Here is a 22,564-nt window from a genome sequence, read left to right on the forward strand (position 1 = left end):
CCGGACTCAGACCGCGACGCCGCGGATGATGGTGACGGTGCAGTTGTAGATGCGCGATTCCGCGCCCAGGCACCAGTTGACGTCGTTGTTGTTGAACGGACGGTACAGCGGTTCTTCGCTCTCGTTGCGGGTACAGGCGCACTGGGAGCAGCTGTGCTTACCGCAGCAGTCGTTGTAGGAAATGATGTAGTCCTTGCCGTCCGCCGGGTTGCGGCAGGTGCCGATCCAGGTCACCTGGGAAGCATCGGTGCCGGGCGGGCAGGAGGTGGTGGTACCGCCGCAGCAGGAGCAGAGGAAGCCGTCGATGGAGCAGTAGCGCCAGTAGTCGCAGCTGTTCGGATCACCCGGGTCGCCGGCCTTCGGCGCCTCGGCGGCCAGGGCCTTGGACGTGCGGTCGATCGGCAGGATGATCGGCAGCGCCGCGCCGGCCACCAGCAGCGAGCCGAAGCGGCCCAGCAGCTTGCGCCGCGAAGTGACGTTGGCCACCTGGCGGGAGGAGCGCTCGAACAGGTTGTCGAGGAATTTCATTCTTGTTCTCTCCGTGATCAGTGGCTGTGGCCGTGGCTGGCGTCGTGGGTGTGCACGCCGTTGTGGCTGTGGCCATTCATGTACTGCTGCAGGGTGGCGCTGCCCAGGTGCTCGACCTCGAACAGACTGTCCAGGTGCTCGCGGGAGTTCACCAGGCCCTTGGCGCGCAGCACGCCCTTGCTGTCGATCAGCGCGGCGTAGGGCAGCTTGCCGATCTGGTAGGTCATGCCGACTTCCGGGCCGACCACGTAGGCGGCTTTCTCCAGGCCGTGCTCGGCGATCAGCGCCTGCTGGGCGGCCATGTCGCCGTCGCTGACGTAGATCACTTCCAGCTCGCCGGCCTTGTCCTTGGCGATGGATTTGATCGCCGGCAGCAGCGATTTGCAGATCGGGCAGGTCGGCGAGAGGAAGAACAGCAGCTGGCCGCGCTCGCCTTCATAGCCGAAGTTGACCGGGCGACCGTGGCGGTCGGCGGCGGTGACTTTCGGCGCGGGCTCGTTGACGGCCACGCCCTTGTCGACCATCAGCGCGCCGGCCGGAGCGATGCGGCCATGCAGGACGCCGATCTGGCGCACCAGCGCCATCACGGTGAAGGCGAGGGCGATGAGCAGCACCCAGAGAAGAATGTTGGAAACGATCAGGCCTTCCATTTGTTCACCTTCCGATGAGTTTGAGCAGACGGGGATGGTTCGCCAGCAGGCTGTCGGCCGCGGCGTACAGGAGCAGGGTGACGGCGCTGGCCGCGAGGATCACGAAGGCGTCGAACACGCCCAGCTCGCGAGCCTGCGGAGCGCTGGCGGCGAGCAGGGCGAGCGCCGCGATGATCGCGTTGCGCAGCAGCAGCACCGGGCGCAGCGGTTGCATCTGGCCGGGGCCGGAGCAGCCGCAGTCGATGTCACGACGACCGCGCCAGAGGTTGATGCCGATGGCGCCGGCATAGAACAGGATCAGCGCCGTGGCGGCCAGGGCCGCCACATGACGGCTCGCCGGCACCAGCAGGGCGAAGGCAATGACGCCCTCGACCAGCGGCAGCACGCGGGCCACCGGGCCGACCAGCGAGGCCGGCAGCAGGCCGTAGTCTTCGACCTGGCGGGCGAAGCGCATCGGCGCGCGCAGCTTGTGGCTGGCGGCGCTGGCGAGCAGCACCGCAACGGCCACCGCACTGGCGATGATCAGGATCGGATCGGAAAACATATCCGCACCTCTCAGGGATGACTTGCTAAAAAGGCTTAGTGGCTCAGGACCAGGATCGGGGTCTTGGCGATCTTGTCCATGGCGCCGTTGTACTTGCCGGTCTTCAGGTCGAAGATCTGCAGGCCGCCTTCGATGTCGGTGCCCAGCAGCAGCGGCTTGTCGTCGGTGGTGGCGTGCAGGCTCCACACCGGCTTGGGCGCTTCCAGGGTGCCGATCTTCTTCTGCGTCTTCAGGTCGTAGACCCAGATGAACGGGCTTGGGTCTTCCCATTTGCCGGCGCTGTGCTCTTCATGCATCAGCACGTACATGCGATTCAGCTTGGGCGCTACGGCCATCAACTGCCAGCCGCCGGTACCCCAGCCTTTCTTGCGCTCTTCGTCGGTGGTCAGCGACCAGCTTGGCAGCATCTTCGGCTTGTCGCCGGAGACGTCCACCGGCTTGACCATGCCGTCGGTGGTCACGAAGAAGTAGGTTTCGCCCACGGCCAGGCCGCGTTCGTTGAGCTTCTCCTTGTTCGGGTCGAAGAACGGCGTCTGGCTGCGGCCGGTTTCCTTGCCGTCGTCGCCGATCTTGGTGATCTGCAGCTGGCCGTCACCGCACAGCGAGGCGAAGGCGCGCTTGCCCACCGGGTAGTTGAGCACGCAGCCGCTGATGGCGATTTCGCTGGCGACCTTTTTCTCTTGCGTGTCGACCACGGTGACCGAGGTGGACGGGGTGAAGTTGTAGATGTAGACGAAGCGATCGTCGGAGCTGGTGCCCAGGGCGTACTTCTGGGTCAGGATCGAGGCGCGCTTGGCCGGGATTTCCACTTCCCACTTCGGACGCAGGTTCGAGGTGTCCCAGGCGGTCAGCACATCGGTGCGCACGCCGCGGGTGCCGCGCGAGTAGAAGGTGTCGGCGGAGTACAGGGTCTTTTCGTCGTGGCTCAGGGTGGACGGAGCGACGAAGCCGGTGCTGACCATGCCGAGCATCTTCTTCTGCTCGGGGTCGACCACGGTGACGCGGCCGGCGATGAAGTTCTCGAACTCCACGTCGACGATGTACGCACGGTGCGGCGAGGGCGGGAACGGCAAGACGGTCTCACCGATGCTCTCGGTCGGCAGCTCGGCGTGGGCTGCGCTCATCGCGAGGCAGGTGCCCAGCGCGAGGACCGATGGAGCGAGGAACCTGGCGACGCTCATTGGGTTACTCCCTATTCTTGTGTTGGCGGGCTTTTCGTGGCTTGTCCGCCATCTGCGGGGAGCGGATGACGGACGGAGGATTGAGGAGAGTCTGCCTGTGTCGGTGTGCGCCGGACTTGTTGTCCGTGCCATTTCCTTGTCTGGGGGTGACAGGGTGTCGCAGGGAGAAAGTGCAGACTGCCGTGGCGTTTGGAAGGAGAAAATCCGCCGAACGGCACAGACATGGATCAAGGCTTTCGTCAGTTTTGGTGCGAAAAAGCTGCATCGTGCCCCGAAAATCCGCACAATGCACATTTGAGCTATCTTGAAACGCCGTTACACCCACCGGAAGTGTGCATTGTGAACAGTTCACAATGTTCGACATGCTCAAAATTTCCGCGTCGTTCCTGATTGGCTTTTCCGGCCCGCTATTTGCGTTGTGCCGGGAGTCCTCAACCAATCCTCGCGGAGACCCCTCTCGATGAGTTCCCCCAGTGAGTTCCCCCTGAGCGCCACGCCCAGGGAAGGGCGCAAAGGCCTGCTGCCCATCGCCATGGTCCTGTTCAGCTTTACCTTCTTCACCGGCACCATGTTCGCCGGCGGCAAGATCGGCATGGCCTTCGACTTCGTCGACATGCTCTGGGTCGCCTTCATCGGTAACGTGCTGCTCGCCATCTACGCCGCCTCCCTGGGCCTGATCGCCTCGCGCAGCGGCCTGAACACCGTGCTGATGGGGCGCTTCTGCTTCGGCGAGCGTGGCAGCAAGCTGTCCGACTTTCTCCTCGGCTTCGCCGAACTGGGCTGGTACGCCTGGGGCACTGCCACCGTGGCCATCGTGCTGGTGAGGATGCTGGGCCTGCCGCCTGAGCTGCAGACTCCGCTGATGGTGGTGTTCGGCCTGCTGTTCTCGATCACCGCGATCATTGGCTTCAAGGGCCTGGACATCATGTCCCGCGTTTCGGTGCCGCTGATGTTCATCCTGCTGGTGGCGTCCATGGTCATCGCCACCGACAAGGCCGGCGGCTGGAGTGGCCTGCTGAGTGTGGAACCGAGCCAGACCCTGACCTTCTCCGCCGCCGTGACCATGGTCTTCGGCACTTTCGCCAGCGGCGCGACCCAGGCCACCAACTGGACGCGCATGGCCCGCAGCGGGCGCATCGCGGTGATCGCCAGCGTGGTCGCCTTCCTCATCGGCAACGGCCTGATGATCGTCGCCGGCGCCTGGTGCGCCATCGTCTACCAGAACGCCGACATCGTCGAAGTGATGGTGCTGCAGGGCCTGTCCTTCGCCGCGGTGATCATGCTCTGCCTGAACCTGTGGACCATCCAGGGCCCGACCATCTACAACGTCTCCGCTGCCGCCTGCCACCTGGTGCGCAGCGAGCGCCGCCGCACCATGACCCTGCTGGCCGCCGGCATCGGCATCATCCTCGCCATCGGTGGCATGTACGAATGGCTGATCCCGTTCCTGGTGCTGCTGGGCTCGATCATCCCGCCGCTGGGCGGCGTGATCATGGCCGACTACTGGTACCGCAACCGCGGCGAATACCCGGCGCTGGTGGGCACCCACATCCCGGCGTTCAACGTCTCGGGCCTGGTGTCCTACGCGGTCGGCGCGGGCCTGGCCTACGCCTCGCCGTGGATCGCGCCGCTGGTGGGCATCGCCGCCTCGGCCATCTGCTACATCGTCCTCACCGAAGTCACCCGCGCCCGTGCGCCGGTGGCCGAGCCGCGCGCTTGAGCCTGAGCGTCGAGGAAATCCTCCGTCTGCCGGGGCTGGAAAGCCTCGCGCTGCGGGCCGGCGCGCGCAATGTGCATCGCAGCGTGCGCTGGTCCTACGTGGCGGAGAACGTCGGCATTGCCGACTGGGTGATGGGCGGTGAGCTGGTGTTCGTTACCGGCATCAACCACAGCCGTGACGAAGCCAACCTGCTGCAACTGGTGTGCGAAGGCGTCGCCAGCGGCATCGCCGGCATCGTCATTCTTACCGGTGACGAGTTCATCCAGCGCATTCCCGAGTCCGTGGTGCATCTGGCCGAGGTGGAAGGGTTGCCGCTGATCGAGCAGCCCTACGCGCTGAAGATGGTCATCGTCACCCACCTGATCGGCACGGCGCTGGTGCAGATGACCCAGGTGAAGACCTCGCGCCGGGACATCCTCGGCCAGCTGCTGAGCGGCGACTTCCCCAGCCTGGAGATCGTCCGTCGCCGCGCGCAACACCTGGAGTTGCCGCTGGAAGCCCCGCGGCGCCTGGTGGCGCTCCGGCTGTCCGGCGTCGACAGACTATTCCAGCAGCACGAACCGGAAGAGGCCGAGCGCGCACTGCAGCTCACCCGCCAGCGCCTGCTCGACCATCTGGAAAGCTGGCAGCAGGAGCGCCCCGAGCGCCTGCCGGTGGTGATCCAGGGCGACCTGTTCGTCCTGCTGCTGGCCGACATTGAGCGCGCCGAACTGCACGCGCTGGCCGCCGAGCTGCAGCAGGAGCTGGCTCCGCTGCGCGCCTACCTCGGGCTTTCTGCCTGCGCCGATTCCTGCGCGGAATATCCCCGTGCGCTGCTCGAAGCGCGCCAGGCGCTGGATGTCGCCGAAGGCATGCAGGCGCCGGGCGGCGTCTGCGACTACCGTGAGCTGGGCGTGCTGCGCCTGCTGCGGGCGATCCCCGATCGTGCGGTGATCGAGCAGTTCATGAAGGACACTCTCGGCCCGCTCAACGAGGCGGGCCGCAAACAGCCGCACCTGCTGATCGAGACGCTCGACGCGCTGGTCCAGGAAGGCGGCAACGCGCTCAAGGCGGCACAGCGCCTGGGCATCCATCGCAACACCCTGAACCAGCGGATCGCGCGCATCGAGGCCCTCAGCGGCCAGTCCCTGGACGACGCGCAATTCCGCCTGAATACCTCCGTGGCGCTGCTCATCTGGCGCATGTCCAGCGCGCCGCGCCACGAATAGCCTGAAGAGGACCTTTGATCCCATGAAAATCATCAACGCCTCCCTGCGCAAGCAGACCGGCCTGTTCACCATCCGCTGCGAAGGCGACGTGATCGCCGACGTCGTCCAGCAAGCCGGCACCCTGGCCGCCAGCGGCGACGACATCGACGCCCGTGGTAACCTGGCCATCGCCCCGCTGGTGGAGCCGCACATCCACCTCGATGCCACCCTGACCGCCGGCGAGCCGGAGTGGAACATGAGCGGCACGCTGTTCGAGGGCATCGAGCGCTGGGCCCAGCGCAAGGAAACCATTACGCACGAGGACACCAAGTCCCGCGCCCACACCACCCTCCGCATGCTGGCCGCCCATGGCATCCAGCACGTGCGCACCCACGTCGACGTGACCGATCCGACCCTGGCCGCGCTCAAGGCCATGGTGGAAGTGCGCGAAGAGGCGCGGCACCTGGTGGACCTGCAGATCGTGGCTTTCCCGCAGGAGGGCATCGAGTCCTACGAGGGCGGCCGCGAGCTGATGGAAGAGGCGATCCGCCTCGGCGCCGACGTGGTCGGTGGCATCCCGCACTTCGAGAACACCCGCGAGCAGGGCGTCAGCTCGATCAAGTTCCTCATGGACCTGGCCGAGCGCACCGGTTGCCTGGTCGACGTGCATTGCGACGAGACCGATGACCCGAACTCGCGCTTCCTCGAAGTGCTTGCCGAAGAAGCCCGCGTGCGCGGCATGGGCGGCCGCGTCACCGCCAGCCACACCACGGCCATGGGTTCCTACGACAACGCCTACTGCTCCAAGCTGTTCCGCCTGCTCAAGCGCTCGGGTATCAACTTCGTCTCCTGCCCGACCGAGAGCATCCACCTGCAGGGCCGCTTCGACACCTTCCCGAAACGCCGCGGCGTGACCCGCGTGGCCGAGATCGACCGCGCCGGCATGAATGTCTGCTTCGGCCAGGATTCGATCAAGGACCCGTGGTACCCGCTGGGCAACGGCAACATCCTGCGCGTGCTGGATGCCGGCCTGCACATCTGCCACATGATGGGCTTCGATGACCTGCAGCGCGCGCTCGACCTGGTCACCGACAACAGCGCCCGCGCGCTGAACCTGGGGGCGCGCTACGGCATCGCCGCCGGCCGTCCGGCCAACCTGCTGGTACTGGGCGTGGACAGTGATTACGAGGCGGTGCGCCAGCAGACCAAGGCGCTGTACTCGATCCGCAATGGCCGCGTGCTGATGAAGCGCGAGCCGGAGCAGGTTGAGCTGATCGAAGGCTGAAACCGGCGTGGGGTGCAAAACGCCGGAGGCGTTATGCGCCATTTGGCGGATAACCCGTGCCGGGTTATGCGCCCTACGGGAGCCACAGATGCAATTCGCAGGATGGCGTGGAGCAGATCGCTCTGCTCAGGGCACCATCGCCATGCCCACGCCGAAGCGGTTCCAGGCGTTGATGGTGGCGATGGCCAGGGTCAGGTTGGCGATCTCGGCGTCGCTGAAGTGCTCGCGCAGGGCGTCGAACTGGTGCTGCGGGGCGTGCTTCTCCGGCAGGCGGGTGAGGCTTTCCACCCAGGCCAGCGCCGCGCGTTCGCGCTCGCTGAAGAAGCGGGTTTCCTCCCACACGCTCAGGGTCTGCAGCCGCGCCTCGGTCTCGCCGGCCTTGCGGGCGTCGTTGGCGTGCATGTTCACGCAGTAGGCGCAGCCGTTGATCTGCGAGGCGCGCAGGCGGATCAGTTCCAGCAGCGAGGTTTCCAGGCCGGATTTGGCCAGTGCCTGTTCCAGGCCGAGCATGGCCTTGTAGGCGTCGGGGGCGGCCTTGGCCCATTCGAGTCGTGCGCTCATGGTGGTCTCCAGTGGGGCCCGCGGTAGTGCGGGAATGGAGCTAAGGTAACGCCGACTCCCCGGCGTTCGAATAGCCAATTCCCGGCAATACCGGCAGACCAATGGAGCCAATCCCGGCTATGCGCCGGGCGCTCAGTCCCAACCCCCCGGGCACCCCTTGCAGCCCACCATGTTGCTGCCCTGGAAGTTGCCGAAGCGCTGGCGGCTGCCACGCAGGTCGGCATCTTCCAGATTCGCTTCGGCCAGCTTCACTTCCTGCAGGTTGGCGTCGCGCAGGTCGGCGCCCTTGAGGTCGGCGCGGGACAGCCAGGTCATTTCCAGGTCGGCAGCACGCAAATTGGCCTGGTGCAGCTTGCCGCCGCTCAGGCGGGCGAATTCCAGGTAGGCGGCGGTGAGGTCGGCGCCTTGCCACTGCGCGCCCTGGGCGAACAGGCCCCAGGCCTGGATGGCGACCAGCTTGGCGCCACTCAGGTCGGCGCCGCGCAGGTTGGCCTGCTGCAGGCTGGCGCGGGTGAGATCTGCACCGTTCAGCTGCGCCTGTTGCAGGTTCGCCAGGTCCAGCTTGGCGTGGCGCAGGTCGGCTCCGGCAAGGTTGGCGCCGGAGAGGTTCATCCGCGTCAGGTCCTGGTTACGGAGGTCGGCACCGCGCAGGTCGGCGTTGGGACATTGGCTGTCCGGCTCGATGCGGCAGCCGGCGATGACGGTGGCCGCATCGTCGTCCACTTCCGGCGCAGGCTGGCTGGTGGCGAAGGCGAGGGCGGAGAGGGGGAAGAGCAGGCAGGCGAGCAGGCGCATGGCGATCTCCTGGCAAAAAGGAAAAGGCCCGCACCGGGTTCGGCGCGGGCCTGTGCATCAACGGCTGGCGGTCTTGTTATCCCAGCTGGGCAGCTTGAACACCCAGAAGGAGCCGCCCTGGGCCACCGGCTTGGTCAGCTCGGCCATGTCGCCGCCCCACAGCGGCACCGCGCCGCCATAGCCGACGGTCACACCGATGTACTGCTCGCCGTCCTGTTCCCAGGTGATGGGCGGGGAGACGATGCCGCTGCCGGTCTGGAACTGCCAGAGCTCCTTGCCGGTCTTGGCGTCGAAGGCCTTGAGGAAGCCCTCGCCGGTGCCGGTGAACACCAGGTTGCCGGCGGTGGCCAGCACACCGGCCCAGAGCGGCAGGTGGTCCTTGTATTCCCATTCCACCTTGCCGGTGGTGGGGTTCATCGCGCGCAGCGTGCCGACGTGGTCGTCATACATGCGCTTGATGCGGAAGCCCATGCCCAGGTAGGCGCTGCCCTTGGCGTAGTTCACTTCCTCGGTCCAGTAGTCCTCCTTCCAGTGGTTGGCCGGGACGTAGAACAGGCCGGTGTCCTGGCTGTAGGCCATGGGGTTCCAGTTCTTGCCGCCGAGGAACGGCGGCGAGACTTCCACAGCCTTGCCGTGCTTCTGCCCAGGCTCCGGCAGCGGCGGGCGCTGGCCTTCGTTCTCCACCGGGCGGCCGGTCTTCAGGTCGATGTGGCTGGCCCAGGTGATGTTGTCGACGAAGGGGAAGGCGTTCTGCAGCTTGCCGTTGGTCCGGTCGACCACATAGAAGAAGCCGTTGCGGTCGGCGTGGGCGGTGGCCTTGACGATCTTGCCGTCCTGGGCCTTGTAGTCGAACAGCACCAGTTCGTTGTTGCCGGAGAAGTCCCAGGCGTCGTTGGGCGTGTGCTGGTAGAACCATTTCACCTCGCCGGTGCTCGGGTCGACACCGACCTGGCCGGAGGTGTAGAGGCTGTCGTAATCGTGCGGGTTGCCGCCCTTGGCGGTGCGCGCCCAGGTATTCCACGGGCCGGGGTTGCCGGCGCCGACGATGATGGTGTTGGTCTCGGCGTCGAAACTCGCGCTCTGCCACGGGGCGCCGCCGCCATGGCTCCAGGCTTCCACCTTGCCGGTGGGGGAGTTCTTGTCCTCCGGCCAGGAGGGTGCCTTCACGTCGCCCGTGGGAGTGCTGTCCTTGCCATTGAGGCGGCCCATGTGGCCCTCGACGAAGGGCCGCATCCACACCTCTTCGCCGGTGTCCGGGTCGCGGGCGAACAGGCGGCCTACCACGCCGAACTCGTCGCCCGAGCTGCCGTGGATCAGCAGCACCTTGCCGGTCTTGCCGTCCTTCACGATGGTCGGCGCGCCGGTCATGGTGTAGCCGGCGCCGTGGTCGCCGAACTTCTTCTTCCAGACCACCTTGCCGGTCTTCTTGTTCAGCGCCACGACCGAGGCGTCGAGGGTGCCGAAGTAGATCTTGTCGCCATAGATGGCAGCGCCGCGGTTGACCACGTCGCAGCACGGGCGGATGTCGTCGGGCAGGCGGTGGTTGTAGGTCCACAGGCGCTTGCCGGTCTTCGCGTCGAGGGCGAACAGCCGCGAGTAGGAGGCGGTCACGTAGACCACGCCGTCGCTGACGATGGCCTGGGATTCCTGGCCGCGCTGCTTCTCGTCGCCGAAGGAGTAGGACCAGGCCGGGGTCAGCTTGAACACGTTGTCGGCATTGACCTGCTTGAGCGGGCTCCAGCGCTGGGCATTGGTGCCCATGCCGTACTGCAGCACGTCGCCTGTGGTCTTGTGGTCGTTGGCGATGTCGTCCCAGGTCACATCCTTGGCCAGGGCGGAGCCGCCGGCGGTGAGGGCGATGGCGCAGGCAAGGCTGCTGAGGACGAGGTGCAGGGGGGCTGTTGTTGTTCTCATGGTGGGTTTCCCGTGATGGATGGCGGCAGGCCGCTGCACGTGCCGCGGCGAATCCATGGTGGGAGGAGGGCGTGGCGGCGGGGAACGGAAAAGCTCCCGGCGATGCCGGGACTATTTCCCGGTCCGGGCATGACTTGGGCTTGCTGCCAAAGCGCCGGCAGTGGCCGACCGGCGTTCTAGTACGAAGGGAGTAGACGGGAGCATCCAAAGCAGGATTCGGCCGTCGGTCGCGCGTTCTTACCATCGTCGTCACTGGCGTCTTTCCGGGCGCCGTGCCTTGCCAAGCATCTCGATGAGAGGATGAAGTGATGAACAACAAGAACGTGCTGTGCGGCCTGCTGTTGCTGGCCGGCCTGGGTGTCTCGGGCCTGGCCCTGTCCCACGGCAATGTGACGCCCCAGGCAGTGGATACCACGGGGCTGGAACCATTGGGCAAGGAATGGCGCGACACCAACCCCTACCGCGAGCCCTACGCCAACCACGCCAAGGCGGTGGAGATCGGTGCTTCGGCCTACAACCAGAACTGCGCGCGCTGCCATGGCCTGGAGGCCAAGTCCGGCGGCATCGCCCCCGACCTGCGCATGCTCGACGTGGGCGCCGAGGGTGACGAGTGGTTCAAGGAGCGGGTGATCAACGGCGCGGTACGCGACGGTGCGGTGTACATGCCGAAGATGGCGGACTTCATCAGCCAGGAAGGCCTCTGGGCAATCCGCACCTACCTGGACAGCGTGCACGTGGACGAGTGATCGCCATGCGCCTGTTCGCCTGGTTGTTCGGCCTCTGCCTGCTATTTGGGCAAGCGCAGGCTGGGGTACGCCCCTATGAGGACATGGTCGCCAGCGGCGTGCTGCGGGTGGCGGTGTACGAGAACTTCCCGCCCTACAGCTTCATGCAGGACGGGCAGCCGCGCGGGGTCGATATCGATCTCGCGCAGCACCTGGCCAGCGGCCTGGGCATGCGCGCGGAGTTCCTCTGGGTAACCCCCGGCGAACGTCTGGACGACGACCTGCGCAACTTCATCTGGAAAGGCCACTACCTGCGCCCCGGCGTGGTTGCCGACGTGATGCTGCGCGTGCCCTACGACCGCCAGTACGCCAACCGGCGCAACGATGTCGGCGAGTTCGCCAACGAGCAGGTGGTGATGTTCGGCCCCTACCAGCGCGAGCGCTGGCAGGTGGTCAGCGATGACCGTCGGCTGGCGGAAGTGGACACCATCGCGGCGTTCCGCGAACACCCCATCGGCGTCGAGCTGGACAGCGTGCCGTCGTTCTACCTGACCTCGGTGCTGGGCGGCCAGCTCAGCCGCATGACCATCCACTTCCCCAGCACCCAGGCGGCCTTCGACGGCATGCGCGCGGGCAAGGTGGACGCGGTGATGGCCCTGCGTGGCGAGTTGGACTGGATGCGCGGGCAAGCCGCCGACGAGCACCTGAAGAACGCCGAGAACACCTATCCCAACCTCGGCCAGCCCGAGTGGGACATCGGCATGGCGGTGCATGAAAGCAATCGCCAGCTCTCCAATGCCCTGGACGGCGAACTGGAGGAACTGGTGCGCAGCGGCGAGATGGAGAAGCTCTATGCGGCCTACGGCGTGCGTTACGAGCTGCCGGGGCTCTACCAGGACGTGCAATGAGGGAGACATGATGCGCAGGCGCCAGATGTTGCTCGGGCTGTGCGGCTTGCCGCTGCTGGCCGCGGCGGTGGAGGGCGATCCGATGCCCTCGGTGATGTGGGAGTACCACCACAAGCGCCTGCTCAATGGCGAGCCCTACGTCTTCGACGAGCGGGTCAGGCTGGGTGTGCCGCCGTTCGCCGAGGACTCCCGCCAGGTCCCGGTGGAGGTGGACGCCCGCGCCTTGCCGGGGCGCTTCGACCGACTGCTGCTATGGGCCGAGCTGAACCCGATTCCCCATGTGCTGACGCTTTACCCCGGCGTGCACCTGGAGCCGCTGCTGGCGGTGCGCATCCGTATCGAACAGGCCACACCGATCCGTGCTGCGCTGCGGGACGAGCAGGGAGTCTGGCATGTCGGCTCGGCGTGGATCGATGCGGCCGGTGGCGGCTGCACAGCGCCCAGCGTGGTACGTGCGCAACCGGGCTGGGAGGACCGGCTCGGCCAGGTCCATGGCGAGTCCTACCCCAAAGGAGAGTACAGCCGCGTGCGCCTGTCGGTCTCGCACCCGATGGACAACGGCCTGGTCGGCGGCATCCCCGAGTTCTACCTCGACCACGCCGAATTGCGTGGGCCGGAAGGCGAGGTCTTCGCCCGACTGGACCTGTTCCCCGCGGTCAGCGAGAACCCGACCTTCACCTTCGAAGTGCGCGGCCACCCGCATACCGAGCTCTGGCTGCACGACAACAACGGCAACGAATTCCAGGCCGCTCTGCGCTGACGCCGCACTGCGCCAACGAGGTGCCCATGCGTTTCCTCCTGATCGCCCTCGCGTGCCTGTGCCTGCCGGCACTGGCCGACCTGCAGTACCACCTTCAGCCCCGGCAGATCGCCGAGGGCACCTGGGTGGTGGAAGGCAGCACTGACAACTTTGCCAAGGACAACGGTGGCGCCATCGTCAACGTCGCCTTCATCGACACCGGCGACGGCGTGCTGGTGATCGACAGCGGTCCTTCAAGGCGCTATGGCGAAGCCCTGCGTGCGCTGATCCAGCAGACCACCGGCAAGCCGGTGAAACGCGTCCTGCTGACCCACCATCACCCTGACCACGTGCTGGGCAACCAGGCCTTCACCGACCTGCCCATCGGCGCGCTGGCCGGCACCAGCAAATTGCTGAAAGAGCAGGGCAACGCCATGGCGGAGAACATGTACCGCCTGATCGGCGACTGGATGCGTGGCACCGAGGTCGTGCTGCCCACCGAGGCGGTGGAGCCCGGTGAATGGCAGATGGGCAGCCACCGCTTCCGCCTGCTGGGCTTGCGCGGGCACACTGGCGCGGACCTGGCGATTCTCGACGAAACCACCGGCGTGCTGTTCGCCGGGGATATCGTCTTCTACCAGCGCGCACTGACCACGCCGAACAGTCCCGGCCTGGATGTGTGGCTGGGTGACCTCGATACCCTGCAGCAGCTGCCGTGGAAACAGATCGTCCCCGGCCATGGCCCCATCGCCGCGGATGCCGCGCCGTTTGCGCAGATGCGCGACTACCTCGGCTGGCTCGACACTGTGATGCGTGACGGCATCGCCCAGGGCGCGGACATGAACGACCTGCTGCGCACGCCGATTCCGGACCGTTTCGCCGGCATCAGCCTGACGCGCTATGAGCTGATCCGCAGCGTCAGCCACCTGTATCCGCGCTATGAGCAGAAGGCTCTGCCGCGCGTCGATGAGCAATAGCCATTTCTGCGGAGGTTTCGGTGCGCGGACAGGCCCTCACCCCAGCCCTCTCCCGGAGGGAGAGGGGGCTGTCTGGAGCGGCTTTGCTGCTCGCCGCTCCGATCTGCTCTTCCTGTAGGAGCGAGCTTGCTCGCGAACCTTCCAGCAGGATGCATTCCTGTTTTCGCCCCTCGCGCCGAACGGCTCCCTCTCCCCCTGGGAGAGGGCTGGGGTGAGGGGCTCGGAACCCCGTTCAGACAACGCAGTGGCCGGGGAATCCGCTTCGCGAGCAAGCTCGCTCCTACAGGGGCAAGGCTCTCCCATCCAGCCCGTAAATGCCTCGAATTTCGCGGCTCGGCAGCCCGGTATTGCTACCAAGGAACTAGGAAATTCGGCACTGCGTTCAATTGTTGGCCTGCCGTGCCAAACCAAGAATCTGCGACAGACCGGGAAATTTTCCCGGGTACAACAACAATCGCAGAGGCGCACCGCCATGAGACAGCTTCAACCTTTCGCCCGCACCGTGCTGTTCACCGCCATCGGCCTGGCCAGCCTGGGCGCCCACGCCGGCGTCACCGACCAGGACATCAGTGATGCCGCCAAGCGCACCGACCAGGTCGTGGTCAACGGCATCAACCAGCAGGGCCAGCGCTTCAGTCCGTTGAACACGCTGAACAGCGATAACGTGAAGGAGCTGCGGCCGGTGTGGGCGCTGTCCTTCGGCGGCGAGAAGCAGCGCGGCCAGCAGGCGCAACCGCTGATCAAGGACGGCGTGATGTACGTCACCGCCTCCTACTCGCGGGTGTTCGCCGCCGATGCGCGCACCGGTCGCAAGCTCTGGCAGTACGACGCGCGCCTGCCTGACGGCATCATGCCCTGCTGCGACGTGATCAACCGTGGCGTGGCGCTGTATGGCGACCTGGTGATCTTCGGCACCCTCGACGCCAAGCTGGTCGCCCTGAACAAGGACACTGGCAAGGTGGTGTGGAAGAAGACCGTGGCCGACTACAAGGCCGGCTACTCCATCTCCGCCGCACCGCTGATCGCCAAGGGCAAGCTGATTACCGGCGTGGCCGGCGGCGAGTTCGGCGTGGTCGGCAAGATCGAGGCCTACAACCCCACCAACGGCGAGCTGCTGTGGAGCCGCCCGACCGTGGAAGGCCACATGGGCTACGTCTACAAGGACGGCAAGGCCGTGGAGAACGGCATCTCCGGCGGCGAGGCGGGCAAGACCTGGCCGGGTGACCTGTGGAAGACCGGCGGCGCGGCGCCGTGGCTGGGCGGCTACTACGACCCGAGCACCGACTCGCTGTTCATCGGCACCGGCAACCCGTCGCCGTGGAACTCGCACCTGCGCCCTGGTGACAACCTGTACTCCTCCTCGCGCCTGGCGCTGAACCCCGAAGACGGCTCGATCAAGTGGCACTTCCAGACCACCCCGCACGACGGCTGGGACTTCGACGGTGTGAACGAGCTGGTGTCCTTCGACTACAAGGACGGCAGCAAGACCGTGCAGGCGGCTGCCACCGCCGACCGTAACGGCTTCTTCTACGTGCTCGATCGCACCAACGGCAAGTTCATCCGTGGCTTCCCCTTCGTCGATAAGGTGACCTGGGCCAAGGGCCTGGACGAGAACGGCCGGCCGATCTACGACGATGCCCACCGTCCGGGCGCGCCAGGCGAGGGTGGCGAGAAGGGCAGCTCGGTGTTCGTCGCGCCGTCCTTCCTCGGCGGCAAGAACTGGATGCCCATGGCCTACAGCCAGGACACCGGGTTGTTCTACGTGCCGTCCAACGAGTGGGGCATGGACATGTGGAACGAGAACATCGCCTACAAGAAAGGTGCGGCGTACCTCGGCGCGGGCTTCACCATCAAGCCGCTGAACGAGAAATATATCGGCGTGCTGCGCGCCATCGATCCGAAGACCGGCAAGCAGGTCTGGCGCTACGAGAACTACGCGCCGCTGTGGGGCGGCGTGCTGGCGACCCACGGCAACTTGGTGTTCACCGGCAACCCCGAGGGCTACCTGATGGCCTTCGATGCCAAGACCGGCAAGAAGCTCTACCAGTTCAACACCGGCTCGGGCGTGATCGCCTCGCCGATCACCTGGGAAATGGACGGCGAGCAGTACGTCACCGTCCTCTCCGGCTGGGGCGGCGCGGTGCCGCTGTGGGGTGGCGAGGTGGCCAAGCGGATCAAGGACCTGGACCAGGGGGGGATGATCTGGACCTTCAAGCTGCCCAAGGATCTCGTCGCCAAGAAGTGATGGTGCTGTGAGGTGATCAGAGGGCCGGCCGTTGAGTCGGCCCTTTGTTTTTGTGGTGTCTAACGACGCCGCTCGCGAGCATGGTCCGCTCCTGCATTCGATCGCCGAAGTCAGCTCTAGCTCTGGCTCTTCAACATTTCCAGAGAAACATCCGCACGCTCCGGAGTGCCCCTTGCAGGAGGCCGAAGGTGATCGGAGTTTCAGGGGTTGAGCGACATGGATGTCGCGAGAGCTGCGATGGGCCAGGGATGGCCCTTCGCAGCGGGCCCCTGGAACTCCGAAGAACCGAGGGTACTTTTCGCGAAGCGAAAAGCCGGATGAAGGGGCGAGACTTTTTGGTCCCTTTTGTGAGGGCGGCTATCCGACGTTTGACAAAAGGGACTCGCCCGAGGGGGCGAAACAAGAGATCCGTGCGCACGCTGAGGCGGCGCCGAACCCCCAAAGCCAAAGCGGCATAGAGCATTCAGCTCCTTGCCTAGCGGTTCGCGAGCAAGCTCGCTCCTACAGTTCTGCGTATGCCGAAGCGCCGCTGAAGCAATCAAGCACCAACAAAAGCATCGCGTAGAAGCCCCACTCCTGCGAGAGCCAAGCGTACGAGTAAACCTGTAGGCACGCCCCATGGGTCCGCTACTACGAACTTCCATGCCCCGGCATCTACTACCAAATGAGGAACCCATCCCTCCCATGGGTGCATTCCGGGCCGGGAAGGGCGCTGCCTAAGATCGCTCCATGACCTGGCCGATGGAGGCCGGGACCCGACAGGAGAGCATCCCCATGATCTACGCCGCACCCGGAACCCCCGGCGCCGTCGTCACCCTCAAGCCGCGCTACGGCAACTACATCGGTGGCGAGTTCGTCGCGCCGGTGCTGGGCCAGTATTTCAGCAACACCTCGCCGGTGAACGGCGAGGTCATCGCCGAGTTCCCACGCTCCACCGCCGAAGACATCGACAAGGCGCTGGACGCCGCCCACGCCGCCGCTGGCAGCTGGGGCCGTACGTCGGTGCAGGACCGCGCGCTGATCCTGCTGAAGATTGCCGACCGCATCGAACTGAACCTGGAACAACTGGCCGTCGCCGAGACCTGGGACAACGGCAAGGCCGTGCGCGAAACCCTCAACGCCGACGTGCCGCTGGCCGCCGACCACTTCCGCTACTACGCCGGCTGCATCCGCGCGCAGGAAGGCGGCGCCGCCGAGATCAACGAGAACACCGTCGCCTACCACATCCACGAACCGCTGGGCGTGGTCGGGCAGATCATCCCGTGGAACTTCCCCTTGCTGATGGCTGCCTGGAAACTCGCGCCGGCCCTGGCCGCCGGCAACTGCGTGGTGATCAAGCCGGCCGAGCAGACGCCGCTGTCGATCATGCTGCTGGCCGAGATCATCGGCGACCTGCTGCCGCCGGGCGTGCTGAACATCGTCCAGGGCTTCGGCAAGGAAGCCGGCCAGGCGCTTGCCACCAGCAAGCGCATCGCCAAGATCGCCTTCACCGGCTCGACCCCGGTCGGCTCGCACATCCTCCACTGCGCGGCGGAGAACATCATCCCGTCCACCGTGGAACTGGGCGGCAAGAGCCCGAACATCTTCTTCGAGGACATCATGAACGCCGAGCCGGCGTTCATCGAGAAGGCCGCCGAGGGCCTGGTGCTGGCGTTCTTCAACCAGGGCGAGGTCTGCACCTGCCCGTCACGGGCGCTGGTGCAGGAGTCGATCTTCGAGCCGTTCATGGCCGAGGTGCTGAAGAAGATCAAGGCAATCAAGCGCGGTAACCCGCTGGACACCGACACCATGGTCGGCGCCCAGGCTTCGCAGCAACAGTACGAGAAGATCCTGTCCTACCTCGACATCGCCCAAAGCGAAGGCGCCGAGCTGCTCACCGGCGGCTCCAGCGAGCGGCTGGAGGGTGACCTGGCCAGCGGTTACTACATCCAGCCGACCCTGCTCAAGGGGCACAACGGCATGCGCGTGTTCCAGGAGGAAATCTTCGGCCCGGTGGTGGGCGTGACTACCTTCAAGGACGAGGCGGAAGCCCTGGCGATCGCCAACGATACCGAGTTCGGCCTCGGCGCCGGCGTCTGGACCCGCGACATCAACCGCGCCTGGCGCATGGGGCGTGGCATCCAGTCCGGCCGCGTGTGGACCAACTGCTACCACCTGTACCCGGCCCACGCCGCATTCGGCGGCTACAAGAAGTCCGGCGTCGGCCGCGAAACCCACAAGATGATGCTAGACCACTACCAGCAGACCAAGAACCTGCTGGTGAGCTACGACATCAATCCGCTGGGCTTCTTCTAACCCTTGCAATAACCCGGCGGACCTTCCCCCATCAGGTTCGCCGGCCCTTTCCGCTGTACCCGCCTGGCACTCCACCAGGCATCCCTTGTGTCGACGCGCCCGATCGGGCGGCCGTCCGCTTCCGTACCCATTCCACGGGTGACGGCCTTCGTCGAACGCGGCTCCGGCCGCGTTTTCTTTTCTTCGATTTACCTCTGTTCGCGAGCAAGCTCGCTCCTACAGAAAAGCGCGGGACCCAACCTGTAGGAGCGAGCTTGCTCGCGAACCCGCCCATGTGCCGGATTATCCGGCGAGGCACGTTCCCTAGGATGGCGGGGAGCGTAGCGATACCCATCGATCTCGCGTGGCGCCCGCATGGGTATCGCTGCGCTCCACCCATCCTACAAAGCATCCGCAGCGTCCCGCCCGCGCAACACCTGCCGCCGATGAGCGCAACACCTGTAGCGCCCGCAACACCCGCTTCGCATCTGGCATAAACAGCCGGAAGCCCCGAACCGCAAGCCCTCCAGCCCAATCCGAAAGGCCTGGCACAGCGGTTGCTCTGAGCCTTGCAAGCCGCGGCGAACGATCCGCGGCACCAACAAGAATCGGAGAACCTCCATGAGATCGAATGGCCTGTCTGTGCCTTCCGTTCGCCTGCAACCCGCCCTGCGTCAATCCCTGCTGACCGCCTCGCTGCTGATGGCTGGTCTGTCGCCCAACCTCCATGCCGCCGACAGCTCCACCGACAGCCCGGCCAACGTCGACGGCAAGCGCATCGCCGCCGCCAACAGCGAACCGGGCCACTGGATGACCACCGGCCGCACCTACGACGAACAGCGCTACAGCCCGCTCAAGCAGATCGACCAGAGCAACGTCGGCGGCCTGGGCCTGGCCTGGAGCCACAAGCTGGACATCGACCGTGGCGTGGAAGCCACGCCCATCGTGGTCGATGGCGTGATGTACACCACCGGACCGTTCTCCATCGTCTACGCGCTGGATGCCCGCACGGGCGAGCAGCTGTGGAAGTACGACCCGCAGTCCGACCGCAGCCGCGCCGGCGAAGCCTGCTGTGACGCGGTGAACCGAGGCGTGGCGGTGTGGAAGGGCAAGGTCTACGTCGGCGTGCTCGACGGCCGTCTGGAGGCCATCGACGCCAAGACCGGCAAGCGCGTGTGGAGCGTCGATACCCGCAGCGACCCGTCGCGCAGCATCACCATCACCGGCGCGCCGCGCATCGTGAAGGGCAAGGTGATCATCGGCAACGGCGGCGCCGAGTTCGGCGTGCGCGGCTACATCACCGCCTACGACGCCGAGACCGGCAAGCAGGACTGGCGCTTCTTCACCGTGCCCGGCGACCCCAAGGAAATGCCCAAGGGCAAGGGCATGGAAATCGCCGCCAAGACCTGGTTCGGCGACAACTTCTACAAGCAGGGCGGTGGCGGCACCGTGTGGGATTCGATGTCCTACGACCCGGAGCTGAACCTGCTGTACATCGGCGTCGGCAACGGCTCCTCGTGGAACCCGCGCATCCGCAGCGAAGGCAAGGGCGACAACCTGTTCCTGTCGTCCATCGTGGCGATCAACCCTGACAACGGCGAGTACGTCTGGCACTACCAGACCACGCCGGGCGATGCCTGGGACTACACCGCCACCCAGCACATCATGCTGGTGGACCTGGAGATTGACGGCAAGCAGCGCAAGGTGCTGATGCAGGCGCCGAAGAACGGCTTCTTCTACGTCATCGATCGTGCCACCGGAGAGCTGCTCTCGGCGAAGAACTTCATCCCGATCAACTGGGCCACCGGCATCGACATGAAGACCGGCCGGCCGATCCGCAACGAGAAGGTCGCCGAATACTGGAAGGACCCGCAGAAGAAAGCCCGGCTGATCCAGCCGGCGTTCTGGGGCGCGCATGACTGGCAGCCCATGTCGTACAACCCCAACACCGGCCTGGTCTACATCCCGGCGCACATCATGTCGGCGATGTACCAGGACGTCGACGGCGCACCGCCGCGCTCCAAGTTCAAGAGCATCTACCAGCTCGACGTCAACACCGGGATGATGCCCGAGGACCCGGAGGGCCTGCGCAAGATCGCCGACACCTGGACCGGAAAGCTGATCGCCTGGGACCCGGTGAAGCAGGAAAAGCGCTGGGAAGTCCCCTACAGCACCATCTTCAACGGCGGCACCCTGAGCACCGCCGGCAACCTGGTGTTCGAAGGCACCGCCGACGGCCGTGTGGTCGCCTACGCCGCCGAGTCCGGCAAGAAGCTCTGGGAGTCCCCGGCGAACACCGGCGTGATGGCCGCACCGATCACCTATGAGGTGGACGGCGAGCAGTACGTGACCTTCATGGCCGGCTGGGGTGGCGCGTTCTCCACCTTCGCTGGCGCGCTGTCGCTGCGCGCCGGGGTCAAGCCCAACGCCCAGGTGCTGACCTACAAGCTCGGCGGCACCGCCAAGCTGCCGGATGCCAACTACAAGTGGGCCGACCGCAAGCCCGAGCCGCCGGCGCTGACCGGCACTACCGCGCAGATCGACCAGGGCCGCGAGCTGTTCAACTCCAGTTGCTCGCAGTGCCACGGCATAAACGCCATCAGCGGCGGTGTGGTGCCCGACCTGCGCACCCTCAGCGCGGAAAACCACCAGCGCTTCCTCGGCATCGTCTACGGCGGCCGCATCCCCGACGGCATGCCCTCGTTCCAGGGCCATCTCGACCTGCAGCAGGCCGAGGCCGTGCACCAGTACCTGATCAAGCGCGCCTACGACCTCAAGGAACAACTGGCCGGCGCGCAGAAGACCGCCGCCAAGTGACCGTCTAAAAGGAGACCAACCCCATGACTGACGTGACAACCTACCAGCACTACATCGACAACCGCTTCGTCGCCGGCGAACCGTTGATCGAGGTGCACAACCCGGCCAACGGCGAGCTGCTGGCACGCATCCCCGAGGCCAGCGCGGCCCAGGTGGACAGCGCCATCGACGCTGCCCGCAAGGCGCAGAAGGGCTGGGCAGCCAAGCCTGCCATCGAGCGTGCCGGCTACCTGCGCCGGATTGCCGAGAAGGTACGTGCCAACGCGCCGCGCCTGGCGAAGATCATTACCACCGAGCAGGGCAAGGTGCCGGCACTGGCGGAAGTGGAAGTGAACTTCACCGCCGACTACCTCGACTACATGGCCGAATGGGCGCGCCGCCTGGAGGGCGAGGTGCTGACCAGCGACCGCGCTGGCGAGCACATCTTCCTGCTGCGCAAACCGCTGGGCGTGGTGGCGGGCATCCTGCCGTGGAACTTCCCGTTCTTCCTCATCGCCCGGAAGATGGCTCCGGCCCTGCTGACCGGCAACACCATCGTCATCAAGCCCAGCGAAGAAACCCCGATCAACTGCTTCGAGTTCGCTCGTCTGGTGGCGGAAACCGACTTGCCCACCGGCGTGTTCAACGTCGTCGGCGGCACCGGGGCCAGCGCCGGCAGCGCGCTGACCAGCCACGCCGGGGTCGACCTGATCAGCTTCACCGGCAGCGTCGCCACCGGCTCGCGGATCATGGCCGCGGCCGCACCGAACATCACCAAGCTGAACCTGGAACTGGGCGGCAAGGCGCCGGCCATCGTCCTCGCCGACGCCGACCTGGAACTGGCGGTGAACGCCATCAAGGCCTCGCGGGTGATCAACACCGGGCAGGTGTGCAACTGCGCCGAGCGCGTCTACGTGCAGCGCCAGGTAGCCGACCAGTTCATCGAGAAGATTGCCGCCGCCATGGCCGCCACCCGCTTCGGTGACCCGAACGTGCAGGCCGACCTGGACATGGGCCCGCTGGTCAACCGCATCGGCCTGGACAAGGTCGCGCAGATGGTCCGCACGGCGACGGGGCAGGGTGCCCAGGTGATCACCGGCGGCGCCGTGGCCGATCTCGGCAAGGGCTTCCACTATCAGCCCACCGTGCTGGCGGGCTGCAAGGGCGACATGGAGATCATGCGCAAGGAAATCTTCGGCCCGGTGCTGCCGATCCAGGTGGTGGAGGATCTGGACGAAGCCATCGCCCTGGCCAATGACAGCGACTACGGCCTGACCTCATCGATCTACACCCGCAACCTCAGCGCCGCGCTCAAGGCCAGTCGCGAGCTGGACTTCGGCGAGACCTACATCAACCGCGAAAACTTCGAGGCGATGCAGGGCTTCCACGCCGGGACGCGCAAGTCCGGCATCGGCGGCGCCGACGGCAAGCATGGGTTGTACGAGTACACCCATACCCATGTGGTGTATGCGCAGGAGTAAACCGACGCCTTGATTGGGCGGGCCGTCCTTGCCAGGTGCGGCTCGCTCCTTTTT

Annotated in this window: 18 protein-coding genes; 11 read left to right on the plus strand and 7 right to left on the minus strand. The window is 65.9% G+C overall.

Going from position 1 to position 22,564, the window contains the following annotated elements; all coding sequences use genetic code 11:
- Window positions 1-6 precede the first annotated feature (6 nt).
- Genes LDJ84_RS15095 through LDJ84_RS15110 form a run of 4 tightly spaced genes read right to left on the minus strand, consistent with a single transcriptional unit; the run spans window position 7 to window position 2,903 of the window.
- Window positions 7-528, minus strand: a complete 522-nt coding sequence (locus tag LDJ84_RS15095; RefSeq protein WP_017518360.1) for a methylamine dehydrogenase light chain — start codon at window positions 526-528, stop codon at window positions 7-9.
- 17 nt (window positions 529-545) lie between these two features.
- Complete coding sequence (gene mauD, locus LDJ84_RS15100; protein ID WP_054910258.1) at window positions 546-1,178, minus strand: methylamine dehydrogenase accessory protein MauD; 633 nt, start codon at window positions 1,176-1,178, stop codon at window positions 546-548.
- A 4-nt stretch (window positions 1,179-1,182) separates the two neighbouring features.
- Window positions 1,183-1,722: a MauE/DoxX family redox-associated membrane protein gene (locus LDJ84_RS15105; protein ID WP_024762478.1), complete on the minus strand. Its 540-nt coding sequence runs from the start codon at window positions 1,720-1,722 to the stop codon at window positions 1,183-1,185.
- 35 nt (window positions 1,723-1,757) lie between these two features.
- Window positions 1,758-2,903: an amine dehydrogenase large subunit gene (locus LDJ84_RS15110; protein ID WP_226046545.1), complete on the minus strand. Its 1,146-nt coding sequence runs from the start codon at window positions 2,901-2,903 to the stop codon at window positions 1,758-1,760.
- A gap of 460 nt (window positions 2,904-3,363) precedes the next feature.
- On the opposite strand from LDJ84_RS15110, the gene codB reads away from it, so the two are divergent.
- Genes codB through codA form a run of 3 tightly spaced genes read left to right on the plus strand, consistent with a single transcriptional unit; the run spans window position 3,364 to window position 7,095 of the window.
- Complete coding sequence (gene codB / locus LDJ84_RS15115) at window positions 3,364-4,623, plus strand: cytosine permease (RefSeq protein WP_169887588.1); 1,260 nt, start codon at window positions 3,364-3,366, stop codon at window positions 4,621-4,623.
- On the plus strand, window positions 4,620-5,831 hold the full coding sequence (locus LDJ84_RS15120) for a PucR family transcriptional regulator (protein ID WP_226046546.1): 1,212 nt from the start codon (window positions 4,620-4,622) through the stop codon (window positions 5,829-5,831). The genes codB and LDJ84_RS15120 overlap by 4 nt, the downstream gene beginning before the upstream one ends.
- A gap of 22 nt (window positions 5,832-5,853) precedes the next feature.
- Window positions 5,854-7,095, plus strand: a complete 1,242-nt coding sequence (codA, locus tag LDJ84_RS15125; protein ID WP_024762481.1) for a cytosine deaminase — start codon at window positions 5,854-5,856, stop codon at window positions 7,093-7,095.
- Between the two features lie 126 nt (window positions 7,096-7,221).
- On the opposite strand, the gene LDJ84_RS15130 is transcribed toward codA, so the two are convergent.
- From LDJ84_RS15130 to exaA, 3 genes are all read right to left on the minus strand, one after another.
- Window positions 7,222-7,656 carry a carboxymuconolactone decarboxylase family protein gene (locus LDJ84_RS15130; RefSeq protein WP_038803200.1) on the minus strand — a complete coding sequence of 145 codons (435 nt, stop codon included), beginning with the start codon at window positions 7,654-7,656 and terminating at the stop codon, window positions 7,222-7,224.
- Window positions 7,657-7,788: 132 nt separating this feature from the next.
- Window positions 7,789-8,451: a pentapeptide repeat-containing protein gene (locus tag LDJ84_RS15135; protein WP_024762482.1), complete on the minus strand. Its 663-nt coding sequence runs from the start codon at window positions 8,449-8,451 to the stop codon at window positions 7,789-7,791.
- A gap of 57 nt (window positions 8,452-8,508) precedes the next feature.
- Window positions 8,509-10,365, minus strand: coding sequence for a quinoprotein ethanol dehydrogenase (gene exaA / locus LDJ84_RS15140; RefSeq protein ID WP_024762483.1), 1,857 nt, complete (start codon window positions 10,363-10,365; stop codon window positions 8,509-8,511).
- A 308-nt stretch (window positions 10,366-10,673) separates the two neighbouring features.
- Here exaA and pedF point away from each other — a divergent pair, with 308 nt between their 5' ends.
- From pedF to aldA, 8 genes are all read left to right on the plus strand, one after another.
- The gene (gene pedF, locus LDJ84_RS15145) at window positions 10,674-11,111 is read left to right on the plus strand and encodes a cytochrome c-550 PedF (RefSeq protein ID WP_037013308.1); all 438 of its coding nucleotides are present in this window, start codon (window positions 10,674-10,676) and stop codon (window positions 11,109-11,111) included.
- Window positions 11,112-11,116: 5 nt separating this feature from the next.
- A complete protein-coding gene (locus LDJ84_RS15150; protein ID WP_084357811.1) occupies window positions 11,117-11,998 on the plus strand; it encodes a substrate-binding periplasmic protein in 882 nt (293 codons plus the stop codon).
- A 10-nt stretch (window positions 11,999-12,008) separates the two neighbouring features.
- The gene (locus tag LDJ84_RS15155) at window positions 12,009-12,758 is read left to right on the plus strand and encodes a quinoprotein dehydrogenase-associated SoxYZ-like carrier (RefSeq protein ID WP_037013317.1); all 750 of its coding nucleotides are present in this window, start codon (window positions 12,009-12,011) and stop codon (window positions 12,756-12,758) included.
- Between the two features lie 26 nt (window positions 12,759-12,784).
- Complete coding sequence (locus tag LDJ84_RS15160) at window positions 12,785-13,714, plus strand: quinoprotein relay system zinc metallohydrolase 1 (RefSeq protein WP_084357812.1); 930 nt, start codon at window positions 12,785-12,787, stop codon at window positions 13,712-13,714.
- A 472-nt stretch (window positions 13,715-14,186) separates the two neighbouring features.
- Window positions 14,187-15,959, plus strand: a complete 1,773-nt coding sequence (locus LDJ84_RS15165) for a methanol/ethanol family PQQ-dependent dehydrogenase (RefSeq protein ID WP_226044935.1) — start codon at window positions 14,187-14,189, stop codon at window positions 15,957-15,959.
- A gap of 774 nt (window positions 15,960-16,733) precedes the next feature.
- Window positions 16,734-18,254, plus strand: a complete 1,521-nt coding sequence (locus tag LDJ84_RS15170; protein ID WP_038803202.1) for an aldehyde dehydrogenase family protein — start codon at window positions 16,734-16,736, stop codon at window positions 18,252-18,254.
- Between the two features lie 600 nt (window positions 18,255-18,854).
- Window positions 18,855-21,050 carry a PQQ-dependent dehydrogenase, methanol/ethanol family gene (locus LDJ84_RS15175; RefSeq protein ID WP_226044936.1) on the plus strand — a complete coding sequence of 732 codons (2,196 nt, stop codon included), beginning with the start codon at window positions 18,855-18,857 and terminating at the stop codon, window positions 21,048-21,050.
- A gap of 23 nt (window positions 21,051-21,073) precedes the next feature.
- Window positions 21,074-22,510 (plus strand): aldehyde dehydrogenase, encoded by a 1,437-nt coding sequence (aldA, locus tag LDJ84_RS15180; protein ID WP_226044937.1) that lies wholly within the window; start codon window positions 21,074-21,076, stop codon window positions 22,508-22,510.
- Window positions 22,511-22,564 lie beyond the last annotated feature (54 nt).

Origin of the sequence: Pseudomonas sp. HS-18, from assembly GCF_020401845.1 — a bacterium.
GTDB classification, from domain to species: Bacteria; Pseudomonadota; Gammaproteobacteria; order Pseudomonadales; family Pseudomonadaceae; genus Pseudomonas; species Pseudomonas nitroreducens.

What these genes read in the sequence shown, in the direction of transcription:
- LDJ84_RS15155 (WP_037013317.1), top strand. Translation starts at nt 12,009, where the DNA reads ATGCGCAGGCGCCAGATGTTGCTCGGGCTGTGCGGCTTGCCGCTGCTG.
- LDJ84_RS15095 (WP_017518360.1), bottom strand. Translation starts at nt 528, where the DNA reads ATGAAATTCCTCGACAACCTGTTCGAGCGCTCCTCCCGCCAGGTGGCC.
- codA (WP_024762481.1), top strand. Translation starts at nt 5,854, where the DNA reads ATGAAAATCATCAACGCCTCCCTGCGCAAGCAGACCGGCCTGTTCACC.
- aldA (WP_226044937.1), top strand. Translation starts at nt 21,074, where the DNA reads ATGACTGACGTGACAACCTACCAGCACTACATCGACAACCGCTTCGTC.
- LDJ84_RS15160 (WP_084357812.1), top strand. Translation starts at nt 12,785, where the DNA reads ATGCGTTTCCTCCTGATCGCCCTCGCGTGCCTGTGCCTGCCGGCACTG.
- codB (WP_169887588.1), top strand. Translation starts at nt 3,364, where the DNA reads ATGAGTTCCCCCAGTGAGTTCCCCCTGAGCGCCACGCCCAGGGAAGGG.
- LDJ84_RS15170 (WP_038803202.1), top strand. Translation starts at nt 16,734, where the DNA reads ATGATCTACGCCGCACCCGGAACCCCCGGCGCCGTCGTCACCCTCAAG.
- LDJ84_RS15105 (WP_024762478.1), bottom strand. Translation starts at nt 1,722, where the DNA reads ATGTTTTCCGATCCGATCCTGATCATCGCCAGTGCGGTGGCCGTTGCG.
- mauD (WP_054910258.1), bottom strand. Translation starts at nt 1,178, where the DNA reads ATGGAAGGCCTGATCGTTTCCAACATTCTTCTCTGGGTGCTGCTCATC.
- LDJ84_RS15175 (WP_226044936.1), top strand. Translation starts at nt 18,855, where the DNA reads ATGAGATCGAATGGCCTGTCTGTGCCTTCCGTTCGCCTGCAACCCGCC.
- LDJ84_RS15130 (WP_038803200.1), bottom strand. Translation starts at nt 7,656, where the DNA reads ATGAGCGCACGACTCGAATGGGCCAAGGCCGCCCCCGACGCCTACAAG.
- exaA (WP_024762483.1), bottom strand. Translation starts at nt 10,365, where the DNA reads ATGAGAACAACAACAGCCCCCCTGCACCTCGTCCTCAGCAGCCTTGCC.
- LDJ84_RS15150 (WP_084357811.1), top strand. Translation starts at nt 11,117, where the DNA reads ATGCGCCTGTTCGCCTGGTTGTTCGGCCTCTGCCTGCTATTTGGGCAA.
- pedF (WP_037013308.1), top strand. Translation starts at nt 10,674, where the DNA reads ATGAACAACAAGAACGTGCTGTGCGGCCTGCTGTTGCTGGCCGGCCTG.
- LDJ84_RS15110 (WP_226046545.1), bottom strand. Translation starts at nt 2,903, where the DNA reads ATGAGCGTCGCCAGGTTCCTCGCTCCATCGGTCCTCGCGCTGGGCACC.
- LDJ84_RS15135 (WP_024762482.1), bottom strand. Translation starts at nt 8,451, where the DNA reads ATGCGCCTGCTCGCCTGCCTGCTCTTCCCCCTCTCCGCCCTCGCCTTC.
- LDJ84_RS15165 (WP_226044935.1), top strand. Translation starts at nt 14,187, where the DNA reads ATGAGACAGCTTCAACCTTTCGCCCGCACCGTGCTGTTCACCGCCATC.